At 46.2% G+C, this 13,625-nt stretch carries 10 protein-coding genes; 9 read left to right on the top strand and 1 reads right to left on the bottom strand.

Annotated elements, in window-relative coordinates:
- The 5 genes from truB (at position 1) to GXP69_RS07230 (ending at position 5,687) form a co-directional block, all read left to right on the top strand.
- On the top strand, positions 1–696 hold the full coding sequence (gene truB, locus GXP69_RS07250) for a tRNA pseudouridine(55) synthase TruB (RefSeq protein ID WP_163913868.1): 696 nt from the start codon (positions 1–3) through the stop codon (positions 694–696).
- Entirely contained in the window at positions 680–1,609 is a 930-nt protein-coding gene (locus GXP69_RS07245; protein WP_163913866.1) for a bifunctional riboflavin kinase/FAD synthetase, read from the top strand. The genes truB and GXP69_RS07245 overlap by 17 nt, the downstream gene beginning before the upstream one ends.
- Before the next feature lie 959 nt (positions 1,610–2,568).
- On the top strand, positions 2,569–3,267 hold the full coding sequence (locus GXP69_RS07240) for a CoA transferase subunit A (protein WP_163913864.1): 699 nt from the start codon (positions 2,569–2,571) through the stop codon (positions 3,265–3,267).
- A gap of 12 nt (positions 3,268–3,279) precedes the next feature.
- Positions 3,280–3,936: a CoA transferase subunit B gene (locus tag GXP69_RS07235; RefSeq protein WP_163913862.1), complete on the top strand. Its 657-nt coding sequence runs from the start codon at positions 3,280–3,282 to the stop codon at positions 3,934–3,936.
- A 191-nt stretch (positions 3,937–4,127) separates the two neighbouring features.
- Positions 4,128–5,687: a carbon-nitrogen hydrolase family protein gene (locus GXP69_RS07230; RefSeq protein ID WP_163913860.1), complete on the top strand. Its 1,560-nt coding sequence runs from the start codon at positions 4,128–4,130 to the stop codon at positions 5,685–5,687.
- 119 nt (positions 5,688–5,806) lie between these two features.
- Here the strand turns inward: GXP69_RS07230 and GXP69_RS07225 are convergent, their stop codons facing one another.
- A complete protein-coding gene (locus GXP69_RS07225) occupies positions 5,807–6,775 on the bottom strand; it encodes an alpha/beta fold hydrolase (protein ID WP_163913858.1) in 969 nt (322 codons plus the stop codon).
- Between the two features lie 299 nt (positions 6,776–7,074).
- Here GXP69_RS07225 and GXP69_RS07220 point away from each other — a divergent pair, with 299 nt between their 5' ends.
- From GXP69_RS07220 to GXP69_RS07205, 4 genes are all read left to right on the top strand, one after another.
- On the top strand, positions 7,075–8,454 hold the full coding sequence (locus GXP69_RS07220; protein WP_163913856.1) for an undecaprenyl-phosphate glucose phosphotransferase: 1,380 nt from the start codon (positions 7,075–7,077) through the stop codon (positions 8,452–8,454).
- 140 nt (positions 8,455–8,594) lie between these two features.
- Entirely contained in the window at positions 8,595–9,998 is a 1,404-nt protein-coding gene (gene hisS, locus GXP69_RS07215; RefSeq protein WP_163913854.1) for a histidine--tRNA ligase, read from the top strand.
- Between the two features lies 1 nt (position 9,999).
- Positions 10,000–11,493, top strand: a complete 1,494-nt coding sequence (gene hutH, locus GXP69_RS07210; protein WP_163913852.1) for a histidine ammonia-lyase — start codon at positions 10,000–10,002, stop codon at positions 11,491–11,493.
- Positions 11,494–11,641: 148 nt separating this feature from the next.
- Positions 11,642–13,558, top strand: a complete 1,917-nt coding sequence (locus GXP69_RS07205; protein ID WP_163913851.1) for a gliding motility-associated C-terminal domain-containing protein — start codon at positions 11,642–11,644, stop codon at positions 13,556–13,558.
- The last annotated feature ends 67 nt before the right edge of the window (positions 13,559–13,625 follow it).

Below are 13,625 nucleotides of genomic sequence, written 5' to 3'. Positions count from 1 at the left end.
ATGACCTACAACTTTGAAGCAGGCGAAGTCCTGCTTATAGATAAACCGCTTACCTGGACGTCGTTTGACGTGGTGAAGAAAGTACGCAATACCCTGCGCGTAAAAAAGATTGGCCATGCCGGAACACTTGACCCGTTGGCTTCCGGGCTGCTGATACTTTGCACCGGCAAGTTCACCAAACGGATTGATGAGATTCAGGCGCAGGAGAAGGAATATACCGGCACCATCATTCTGGGCCAGTACACACCATCTTACGACAAGGAAACAGAGGTAACAGAAACCATAGACATCAGCCACCTGACACCGGAAACTATAAAAGCTGCCGCCGATACATTTGTGGGAACTATAGAACAGGTGCCCCCTATTTATTCGGCTGTGATGGTAGATGGCAAACGCGCTTATGACCTTGCCCGTCGTGGCAAGGCCGCTGAACTGAAGCCGCGTACCATAACTATAAAAGCGTTTGATATTACCAGTATTGAGGGCGAAGTGGTAAGCTTCAGGGTAGTTTGTACAAAAGGCACGTATATCCGGAGTCTGGCCTACGACCTGGGCGTAAAGCTTGGCGTTGGTGCGCACCTGGGTTCTCTGGTGCGTACACGCATTGGTACGTATAAGCTGGAAGATGCCTTAACTATAGAAGATATACAGGAAATTAGAAAAGCACAGCTGGAAGCGAATGGAAGTAATTCGTGACATAGCCGATTTTCCCGTACTTAGTTTCCCGGTGGTTACCAGCGGCACTTTTGATGGGGTGCATGTTGGCCATCAGAAAATACTACAGCGCGTAATGGAGCGTGCACGCCAGCATAACGGCCAGAGTGTTGTTATCACATACTGGCCTCACCCGCGCCTGGTGCTCTTCCCCGAAGACAATGATCTCCGCCTTCTCTCAACTATAGACGAGCGTATTGAGCACCTGCGTAGCTTTGGGATCGACTACCTGCTCATCATACCGTTCACCAAAGATTTCTCGCGCACCAGTTCCCGCAGCTTTATATCCGATATTCTGGTAAAGGCACTGCATACGAAGGTACTTGTAATTGGCTATGACCATCGTTTTGGGAAAAACCGCGAAGGCAGCTTTGAACACCTGAAAGCCCAGAAAGGCAAGTATGGATTTGAAGTAGAAGAAATTCCGCGTGAAGATATAGACAATATAGGCGTGAGCTCTACAAAAATCCGGAAAGCGCTGGAGACCGGCGACCTGGAAACTGCGACCAGTTACCTGGGACGCTACTATAGTTTAACATCAGTAGTAGTTGAAGGCAACAAACTTGGACGCACTATCGGCTACCCAACAGCTAACCTGGCCATTCCGCACAGCCACAAGCTAATACCTGCCAATGGCGTATATGCTGTTTGGGCAACTATAGATGGCGAGCGTTACCCTGGCATGATGAACATCGGCGTGCGCCCAACGATAGACGGCGCACATCTGACCATGGAAGTCCACCTGCTCAATTTCGATCAGGACATTTACGGCCAGACCATTACAGTCTCCTTCGTATCCTACCTCCGCGACGAGCAAAGGTTCAACGGCCTGGATGCCTTAAAAGCCCAACTAGTAAAAGATAAAGCAGCAACAGCGAAAGCTCTTTCGCTATAGTTTGCCTGAACCGCAGATTAAGGGGATTTTCCAGATTTTTAGGATTGGGCGGTTGCTAAAGTTGCTGCTCTAGTTCTATAGTTGCTGTTGGTCCAACCACCCCTCCCCTCAGAGCTATGCTCGCTACCTTCGAAGTCGCTTCTCGGTAGTCTAAGGTGGGAAGCATTTCAGCTACTACTATAGTTGAGCTATAGTTTTATAGTTGCTGGGTTAACCCGCCCCTACCCCTCCCAAGAGGGGAATCCTGCTATGGTTATAGTTTCAGCAATTGTGCTATAGTTACAGCCAGAGAACAGACAGGCGCAGCCTGCCCCTCGGAACTACAACCACAGAAAGGCGATGCAACTATAGCTTATCAAACTATAGATAAACTATAGCTATCGAGTGATTTCAGTCTTTGGGTTGAGCGCCTTAGTCTTTGGGTTGAGCGCCTTGTAGATTTCTGGTGCCGTAAGGCATTGCGACGCAGGAGCAAAAGAAATGTACAAGGCGCGATGCCCGAAGACGGGGCCCCGCGGCCGTGAGCGCACCAAAGCCAACTATAAAACGATAGGTAAGTAGAGCTCCCAGGATCAGAGGTGACTATAGCACGAACTGCTTGTGGCAAGTGGCAACTATAGGACACATAAGATCCTTTACAGCTTCGCTGGCTCTCTTCGACTCTCGTCTCAAGAATGCTCAGGGTGACAAAAAGTAACTATAGTTTGCAATAGATTTCTCTCAATGTCCGAAATGACATCCTATTTTTAAACTATAGTTACCAGTTTCAATGCAACAATCAACTATAGTTCACCTAAAACAAAACCCATTTCACCCAAAAAAGTAAAACCATACATTGTATATGGCTTTTATTATATCTAACTTACCCTATACCATATTTTCTGATCAAACTTTACTTAGATCAATAACTTCTAGAACATAATACAACCTGAAAAGCATAATAATACATTACCATAACTATGATAAATAAAACTGTAAAGAACGCTCAGGAAGCTCTGCAAGGAGTACAAGATGGCATGACGCTGATGCTGGGCGGCTTTGGCCTGTGCGGTATTCCGGAAAACTCAATAGCAGAGCTGCTTCGCCTGGGTGTGAAAGACTTAACCTGTATCTCGAACAATGCCGGTGTGGATGATTTTGGTATCGGGTTATTGCTGCAGAAGCGCCAGGTGAAGAAAATGATTGCCAGTTACGTAGGCGAAAACGCCGAATTCGAGCGTCAGCTGCTGAGTGGCGAACTGGAAGTAGAGCTGATTCCGCAGGGAACGTTGGCTGAACGTGTTCGGGCAGGTGGGGCAGGAATTCCAGCCTTTTTCACGCCGGCCGGCTATGGAACCGAGGTGGGCAATGGCAAGGAGAGCCGTGAGTTTAACGGCAAAATGTACCTGATGGAGGAATGGCTACGAGCTGATTTCGCGTTTGTAAAGGCCTGGAAAGGCGACACAGCCGGGAATCTGATCTACAAAGGTACCGCTCGCAACTTTAATCCAATGATGGCTACTGCCGGTAAAATTACGGTTGCTGAAGTAGAAGAACTGGTACCAGCCGGCGAACTGGACCCGAACATGATCCACACGCCAGGCATTTTCGTGCAGCGTATTTTCCAGGGCGAAAAGTACGAAAAACGCATCGAGCAGAGAACGGTAAGACAGGCTTAAATCACGAACAACATGGCTTTAGATAAAAATCAGATAGCGAAACGAATCGCGAAGGAAGTAAAGAACGGAATGTATGTGAACCTGGGCATCGGCATACCGACCCTGGTGGCGAACTACATTCCGCACGGTATTGAGGTAGTGCTGCAGTCAGAGAACGGATTGCTGGGCATGGGCCCCTTCCCTACCGAAGACCAGGTGGATGCCGACCTGATAAATGCCGGAAAGCAAACTATAACCACGCTGCCAGGCTCCTCTATTTTCAGCTCTGCCGATAGTTTTGGCATGATCCGCGGCGAACACGTGGACCTGACCATTCTGGGTGCAATGGAAGTTTCGGAAAAAGGTGATATTGCCAACTGGAAGATACCGGGCAAAATGGTAAAAGGCATGGGTGGGGCTATGGACCTGGTTGCCTCGGCCAAAAACATTATAGTTGCCATGCAGCATACTGCCCGCGATGGTTCCTCTAAGCTCCTCAAAGAATGTACATTGCCAATTACAGGCTTGCAATGCGTAAAAAAGATTGTAACCGACCTATGCGTAATGGAAGTAACTGATAAAGGCTTTAAACTGCTGGAGCGCGCCCCAGGTGTTACTGTAGAGGATATTCAGAAGGCAACGGAAGGTACGCTTATAATTGAAGGCGAAATTCCGGAAGTAGAACTATAATTTTAAGGGTGAATCATCCCCCCATTGTAAAAGGACTAGACACGAAAACAGTTAAAAAGAAAGCGCAGCTACATAAGCTGCGCTTTCTTTTTAACTTTGGTTTATGATTACGGCAGTTGCTAAAACTGGTAAATTGTATCGAAACTATACTTACTGCACGTATATCAGTAGCATAAAGACAAAATGTACCTATGAGCGATAAGAACGAAGAAAGTACTGAGCATACCGAACACAAATTATTACTGCGCCAGCTCGAGCTGAAAGACTACAAGGAAGTGAAGGAAATCATGGACACGGTGTACTCTAACATAGACGGCGCCTGGACCAGAAAAGAGTTCTCTAACCTGCTGAAGAAGTTTCCGGAAGGGCAGATCTGTATTGAAGACAAAGGACGTGTAATAGCCGTTGCGCTCAGTCTTATAGTTGATTACGCCCGCTACGGCGACAAACATACCTATGAGCAGATTGTGGATCGTGGTTCCTTTAAATCGCACGACCCGGAAGGCGATACCCTGTATGGCATAGACGTATTTGTGCACCCGGAATACCGCAACCTGCGCCTTGGCCGACGCCTTTATGATGCCCGCAAGGAGATGTGCGAGAATCTGAACCTGCGCGGCATTATTGCCGGTGGTCGCATACCGGGATATAAGGATTACGCTGACAAACTAACACCGGCTAAGTACATCGAGATGGTGCGCAACAAGGAACTGGCTGACCCGGTACTGTCTTTCCAGCTGAGCAACGATTTCCACGTTCGTAAAATACTGAAAGGCTACCTGCCCGACGACCGAGAATCCCGTGCCTACGCTACGTTGCTGGAGTGGGTGAACGTGTATTATGAAGAGAAGGAAGAGCTCATTGGTGGTAAGAAAACGATCGTTCGTATCGGCATTGTACAGTGGCAGATGCGCGCCGTAAAATCACTGGACGACATGATGCAGCAGATCGAGTTCTATGTAGATACGGTGAGCTCTTACAAATCTGATATTGTGATGTTCCCGGAGTTTTTCAATGCTCCGCTAATGGCCCTTACCAAAGAGGAATCACCATCTGAGGCTATCAGAACGATGGCCGAGTATACAGATGAGATCCGTGAGCAGATGATCCACCTGGCGCTGTCGTACAACATCAACATTATTGCCGGCAGCATGCCCGAGTACTACGACAATAAACTATACAACGTAAGTTACCTTTGCCGCCGCGACGGTACCTACGACAAGCAGTACAAACTGCACGTCACGCCTGATGAGTCGCATTACTGGGGTATGCGCGGTGGTCATAAACTAAAGATCTTCGATACTGACATTGGTAAAATCGGCATCCTGATCTGTTATGATGTAGAGTTCCCGGAACTGGCACGTATGCTGTCTGATATGGATATGAAAATCCTTTTCGTACCGTACTGGACCGATACAAAGAACGCTTACCTGCGCGTACGCCTTTGCTCCCAGGCCCGCGCTATCGAGAACGAATGTTATGTTGCTATTACCGGCAGCGTAGGTAACTTGCCGAAAGTAGAGAACATGGACATCCAGTACTCGCAGTCAGCCGTCTTCTCCCCGTCCGACTTCGCATTCCCACACGATGCTGTAGTTGCTGAAGCCACCCCTAACACAGAGATGACACTGATCGCTGACCTTGACCTGAACCTGCTCAAGGACCTGAACACAGCAGGCAGTGTACGTAACCTGAAAGACCGACGCCGTGACCTGTACAACCTGAGCTGGATTACCCGTAAAGACGATTAACAACCATAGTTTATAAAACAAAAAAGGCTTCTTCGGATATGGAAGAAGCCTTTTTTGTAGTTCATACTTCCGTTTCAAAGAGTCTGTATACAGGCTATAACTATAGCAAACTGATACTGCTATTTACCTGATAGAAAAGCTTTAATATCTGCAGCAAACCGTTCAGGCTCTTCCATATCAGGAAAGTGAGCGCTGTTCTCGTATAGTTTGATTGTGCTGTTAGGTAGTACTTTCTTTAACTCTAGAGCAGTATGCAGGCCTCCGTTCCTGTCGTATACACCACTAATGAGCATAGTAGGAATTGGCAAGCCTGTTGCTTTTTCTACCAGGTCCATTTTGTTATTTTTGATATACACCTTCGCCATCAGGCCAGTATTCACCAGTTTGCTCTCTTTCCACATTTCCCTGTTACGTGCGGCTATCTCCTGATTCACGAACAAAAACCTGTCAACCAAAGCAGAATTACTAAGCCCCCACACACACCCATATTTCTCTTCAAGCTCAGTTGTATCCTTTAAAATCTTATCTATACCGGTTTTAACAACGCTGTCGCCAAGTGAATAGAATCCCTGTATCTGTACCAGCATATTAGATCTGGATAACTCAGCCGGATCAGATAGGATTAGCTTCTCTACCCGATCTGGATGCGCCAGGGCATAACGGAGTGCCAACTCGGCTCCAAAAGAGTAACCCAGAAGTACAAGCTTTTGAGCTCCTAATGAGTCTCTGAGTACCTCCAGGTCGTTTATAAGCATCGGAAGTGTGTAGTCTTCCGGGTTTTTGGGTGCCTCACTCCTGCCGCTGCCTCGCTGCTCATAGTATACAACAGTAGCGAAACTCTCCAGTAAGGGGCCTGCGGTTCTTTCAAAGTTATAGTTGTTTCCTCCCGGACCGCCATGCAAAATAACAACAGGTGTAGTTTGTTGCTGGCTGTTTTTTACTTTAACCCAGTGTTTCAGGCCATTTATAGTATAAAACTGTTCTCCATCCTGTAGGTGTGCTTTGGTTGCAGGAAAAGTACTTATTGCCTGCGGTCTGGCACAGGAAATCAACAAGCCTACTAGTAAAAAGCTGTACAGATATTTCATGTTACAGGGGTTAGTATTAAAGATCTAATATGTTAGAGAACTACCTCTTGCACTTTACTCTTTTAAGCTAAAATAACTGGCAGAGATCTAAAAATCCCTTTTGTGATAATTAAAATAATTGTGAATTTAATAATATATAAAGCGACCCACAACTGAAGCCAAGTTCATCAACCAAGGCTTATCTACTCTAGATTATTACACATTATTACAATTAAAATAATAGTGATGTTGTAATAATTAGATTAATATATATTACTTTCGTTTCTGCAACTAAATCCAACAAGCTTAATTAGAAAGTAGTGCCCGGCCTTTACTCCAAGTACATTAAACCAGTACACGCCATTGGCGATGCTTCTGCAATTGCCATCTCCATTATTACTTCATATAGTTTATTACAGGAAAAAATCGGCCCTTTTACTACTGGAAGATTAGTTGAGATCATTATTTTCGCAATTCTGGCCTGGTTTTTTTGCTCTTCCATTCTTAGATCTTATAAGTTTTATAGAGTATCCAAGGTTTCTAGAGTAGCAATCAATGCCTTTAAAGTCGTCTTATTTTTTATATTGCTATGTGAAGCAGCGCTAAACATCTCGGCTGCTGAAATCAATAGACATTTCTTATTAGCTCAGTATGTACTACTAGCTGTTTTAATTGTTTCTTGGAGAATAACAGTAGTAACATTTCTTCGCTATGCCCGTCGAAAAGGGTATAACTACCGGACAGTCATCATTGTAGGTTATAGTAAAACTGCTCTCGACTTAAAACGCTTTTTTACCTCTCGCCCTGAACACGGTTACCGATTCCTAGGCTTTTTTGATGATCATAATGTTGGAAAACCTGCTGTTTTAGGCCGCTTTGAAGACATCAAAAATTTCGCACTGGAGAACGGAGTCGATGAAATCTACTGCAGCCCTTATAACCTGAAGCGAGAGCAGATTGTTGAACTACTTGATTTTGTGGATAACAATTTGCTACGAATGAAATTTCTACCTGAACCTGGTGAACTTCCATTCAACCAAATGAAGGTGGACTTTTACGATGTCCTGCCCATTCTGATTTTCAGGTCTATTCCACTTGATGATGCAGTCAACAAATTCATCAAAAGAGCCTTTGACATCTTTTTTTCGCTAACTGTAATTATATTTCTGCTATCATGGTTACTACCGATCTTGGGGATTCTAATAAAGTTAGACTCAAGGGGACCTGTATTTTTTAAGCAATACCGCACCGGTATAGACAATAAAAAGTTTAAATGCTGGAAACTTCGGACAATGACTGTTAACTCTGACTCTGATACCAAACAAGCTGTACGTGGTGATAGCAGAATAACTGCAGTTGGAGCATTCCTGAGAAAAACCAGCTTAGATGAATTGCCACAATTTTTTAATGTGTTGCTAGGTAACATGTCTGTTGTTGGTCCTAGACCGCATATGTTGCAACATACCAAACAATATTCTCAAATAGTAGATAAGTTTATGGTGCGGCATTTTATCAAACCAGGAATAACAGGTCTTTCCCAAATCAGAGGTTACAGAGGTGAAACTACAGATGTGCATCAGATGCGAGGAAGAGTTAAGATAGATATTTTTTACCTGGAGAACTGGTCATTTCTTCTTGACCTGAAGATCATTGTATTTACTGTATTGAATATCTTCACTGGAGAAGACAACGCCTTTTAACATTGTACTTAAATTTATCTTCTTTCTTGTATTTCAAACTATAGCTAACTTGCTATTCTCTATAGTTATCACACCTATTTACTGAAAGCATATATCCTTTTGCATAGGTTTTAGTAACTTCGCCAGCAAAGTTTTTTAGCATGAGCAAAGAGAAACCAAGTTTACCAAAAGGAACCCGCGATTTTGGCCCTGCTGTAGTGGCTAAACGTAACTATATATTTAACACCATCCGCAGCACTTTCCAAAAGTTTGGCTACCTGCCCCTCGAAACCCCGGCCATGGAACAGCTGTCGGTGCTGACGGGCAAGTATGGCGACGAAGGCGACCAGCTGATCTTTAAGATACTGAACTCGGGCGATTACCTTAGCAAAACCACGCCAACCGATATCGAGCAAGGCTCCAAACACCTGATCCGGAAGATTTCTGAAAAAGCACTGCGTTACGATCTGACCGTGCCATTTGCCCGTTTCGTGGTGATGAACCGCAACGAGATCACCTTCCCGTTCAAGCGTTACCAGATACAGCCGGTTTGGCGTGCCGACCGTCCGCAGAAAGGCCGTTACCGCGAGTTTTACCAGTGCGATGCCGACGTGGTAGGTACCAACTCGCTGCTTTGCGAAGCCGAAATTGTGCAGATGATTGACGAAGTGCTGACTACCCTTGGCCTGACCGATTTCACGATAAAGATAAACCACCGCGGCGTACTGGCCGGCATTGCCGAAGCCATTGGCGAGAAAGGCCGTGAAGGCGACATTTGCGTGGCCATAGATAAGCTGGATAAGATCGGTGCGGAAGGCGTGCGTAAAGAGCTGCTGGAGCGTGGCATTTCGGAAGATGCGGTAGGCAAACTGGAGCCACTTTATAGTTTGGAAGGCGACAATCAGAACCTGCTACAGCAACTGCAAACTATATTGGGCAATACTGAAGAAGGACAACGCGGCCTGAAAGACCTGAATGAAGTATGGGCTTATCTCGATAACCTGGGCAGCAATGCTTTGACTACAGCAAACCCATCCGGTAAGCCGCGCCTGCAACTGGATGTAACGCTGGCCCGTGGCCTCTCCTACTACACCGGATGCATTTTTGAAGTGAAGGTGAACAACGTGAGCATGGGCAGCATCAGTGGCGGCGGCCGTTACGACAACCTGACAGGCATGTTCGGTTTGCCGGGCGTATCAGGTGTAGGCTTCTCGTTTGGCGTAGACCGCATTTACGACGTGCTGGAAGAACTGGACCTATTCCCGGCTAATGCACAGATGAGCACTAAGCTTCTTATCGTTCAATTTGATAAAGAGTCGGAAGTATATGCGCTGCCGTTGCTGCAGAAACTTCGCGATGCTGGCATAGCCTCAGAACTATACCCGGAAGCGGCCAAACTGAAAAAGCAGATGGGCTACGCCGATCAGAAAAATATACCGTTCGTGCTGCTGGTTGGCTCCGAAGAAATGGCCAGCGGTAAACTGAAGCTGCGCGACATGCAGACCGGCGAACAGGACGAACTATACATTGACGACATTATTGCCCAGCTGAAAGAAATAGCCTAACATGAGCAACGTACACCATATCTCCGGCGAGCACCTGAGCCTGGAGCGCATACAAGAGATCATCTCTGGTAACTATAGTTTAGCTTTATCCGCCGATGCCGAGCAGCGCATACAGAAATGCTACGACTACCTGCAGGATAAAATGAAGCAAAACGAGCGCAGCATTTACGGCATTAACACTGGTTTTGGCTCGCTTTACAAGAACAAGATCTCAAACCATGACTTGGAGCAGCTGCAACGCAACCTGATGATGTCGCATGCGTGCGGCACCGGCCAGGAAGTTCCGCAGGAAGTGGTGAAACTGATGTTGCTGCTAAAAGTGCAGTCGCTGGCGTACGGGCATAGTGGTGTGCAGTTGCAGACGGTTAAAAGGCTGATCGATTTCTATAACCGCGACATTTACCCTATAGTTTACCAACAGGGTTCACTGGGTGCCAGCGGTGACCTGGCTCCGTTGGCGCACCTTTGTCTGCCGCTGATCGGCTTGGGCGAAGTGCATTACCAGGGTTATAAACTGGAAAGTAAGCATGTACTGGAAATGTTTAGCTGGGAACCGATTGCCCTCAAAGCAAAAGAAGGACTTGCCCTGCTGAACGGTACGCAGTTTATGAGCGCTTATGGCGTTTACAACCTGTTACAAGCCCGCCGCCTTTCCGCACAAGCTGACTTAATTGGAGCGTTGTCTTTAGATGGATTTGATGGCAGAATTGAGCCTTTTAATGAACTGATACATAAGGTTCGTCCGCACAAAGGACAGCTGCAGACTGCTGAAAACTTTAGAAACCTGCTGCAAGGCAGTGAGCTTATCGTTCAGGACAAAGTGCATGTGCAGGACCCGTATTCGTTCCGTTGCATCCCGCAGGTGCATGGTGCCAGCAAAGATGCGCTTTGCTACGCCGAAGACGTTTTCCTGACCGAGATCAATTCTGTAACCGATAACCCGAACATCTTCCCCGACGAAGACGAGATCATATCAGGTGGTAACTTCCACGGGCAACCGCTGGCGCTGGCACTGGATTTTACAGCTATCGCAATGGCCGAACTCGGCAGTATTTCGGAACGCCGCAGTTATCTATTAATCTCCGGAACGCGTGGCTTACCTGACTTTTTAGTTGCTGAGCCGGGTCTGAACTCCGGTTTCATGATCACGCAGTATACAGCGGCCTCCATCGTTAGCCAGAACAAGCAATTGTGCACCCCGGCTTCTATTGATACCATTCCATCGTCAAACGGGCAGGAAGACCACGTGAGTATGGGTGCCAACGCTGCAACCAAACTATACCAGGTGGTGCAGAACGTAGAGCGCGTTTTAGCTATAGAACTGATGCACGCAGCACAGGCAATCGATTTCAGAAGGCCATTAAAAACTTCATCAGTACTAGAGCAACTTTATAGTTCGTTCCGCGAAGTGGTCCCGTTTGTATCGACAGACCGTGTGCTACACGACGACATTATGAAGAGTATCGCTTTTTTACGACAATACCAGCAAGTATAAAACTATAGTTTATAGTTCACCGGGCGGCTATACTTTACAAAAAGTGTAGCCGTTTTCGTTTTATAGTTTATACTTCTGTGATTTTAGGTAAATTCGTATATCCACTGCTTTATTTACACTTACCTTGAGAAAACAACTGTTACTAATCTTGGCTCTTCTTCTGACCGGTTTTGTTACAAATGCCCAGAACAGGTGCTTTAAAGCTTATGACAGGCTCGGCAGGGAAGTAACAAAGTTTTGTGTTGGTGAGCGCATTACCTTCCGCGACTGCGGTGGCGTGGATGCTGATAAAGAGTACTACGATTACGACAAGGCTGATGATAAGGAAGATAAAGACGGAGATGGTAAACCAGATGGACCGGTATACGACAGTAAAAAGTACTTTACTTACACTAAACCCGGGTCTGTTACAGTAACCCAATACGGAAACTTAAAAGGTAATCAGGGCGCATTTGAACAAACTTTTGAGGTAGTGGCCACGCCTGACCCAACTTTTACAACTATAGCCTGCGCCAATAATAACTTCACAGTAAACCTCAACGACAGTAACTATGATTTTTACATCATCAGATTTCTGAATGATAAGAATCAATCAGAATATAGCCCGACGGTATTTAAAAATGCTATAGCCAATCCTATTAAACATAAATACACAGGAGTACCGAAGGAAATTACTGTAACAGGAGGCTACGTTGGTGCATTCTGTTCTTCCATACCTGTCCGTCAAACTATAAGCAACCTGCCCGCTTACATGCCTCCAGTAATAAGCCAACTTATAGTTCAGGTTCAGGATGCCACTACCGGAGCCATCAGGCTAACTATAGATGGTTTACAACCGGCATACAACTATACGTTAGAGCGGAAGGATGGCACCAGTTTCCAGGCAGTAAGAACTGTTGGAGCTACAGAAAATACCCTGACACTCACAACCCTCGATACTACGGTACCATTGCAGTTTCGCATAACTGCTACTGATGCCTGCAGCCAGGCATTAGCCCCATCCAACACGGTTACCAGCATTCCGGTTACCCCTGGAGATGGCAACGAGCAGGCAACTATAGACTGGTCAAGTATAGCCGGTACATTTCGGCAATTCGAGATTTACCGGAACGGCACACTGCTGCAAACTATAGCTGGCAACCAGAATCAGTTTATTGACGAGGCTGTAAGCTGCGCCCAGGAATATTGCTATGAGGTAAGAGGAATTGCCGCAGATGGAAAATCAGTTTCGCAGAGTGCTGGTAGTTGCATTAGGGTTATATCATCTGCTACGCCACCTGCTCCTACCTTGCTGGCTACTTTTAATCTTCAGAACGAGGTAGAACTTACATTACAGCTTCCGGATGGGCAGGGTTTAAAAACTGCGACTTACCTGCGAAGTATGAATGGAGCTCCTTTCACAAAACTACAGGAAACTCAGCAACTAACTTTAACCGATCAACTTCAGAAAACAGGCCCGGTTTGCTATCGCGCGTCGTTTGTTAACCTTTGCGACAAAACATCTGTAGAGAGTGCTCCCGCCTGCCCGGTAATACTCACCGTAAAGCAAAATCCCGACGAAACTGTGCTGCTTACCTGGACCAACTATAGTGGTTTTACAGGGGGTGTTGCAAACTATAGTCTGGAGTTGCTGGACGAAAGCGGTAACCTGATAAGCAGTACACCAGTGCGAGGGAACCGCCACACCACACAACTGGCCGACCAGCAGGAACAGATTTTTCGTTACCGGATTAAAGCAATAGCAACAACAGGAGAGGTAACTTACTCTAACAACGAAACTATAAAGCTGGAGTATGCCCTGTTCGTACCAAGTGGCTTTACCCCGAATGGCGACGGTCTGAATGACCTTTTTGAGGTGAAGGGCAAACGCTTCGAAAACTTTGCTATAAAAGTGATGAACAGTGCAGGTCAGGTGGTGTATACAGGCGCAGACCGTACAACAGGCTGGGATGGCAACTATAACGGCAAACCGCAACCAGCAGGCGTTTATGCCTACGAAGTAACTATAACCCTGCAGGATGGCACCACAAAGCGGCGTACCGGCACTGTTACACTAATCCGTTAATTAAAGTCCCGCACTTTAATACCTAAATTGGCTATAACAATAGTTTATGAATAGTTTCCGGTAAATA

The organism is Pontibacter burrus, assembly GCF_010686685.1.
Classification (GTDB): domain Bacteria; phylum Bacteroidota; class Bacteroidia; order Cytophagales; family Hymenobacteraceae; genus Pontibacter; species Pontibacter burrus.
This window is presented reverse-complemented; position numbering and strand designations above follow the sequence as displayed.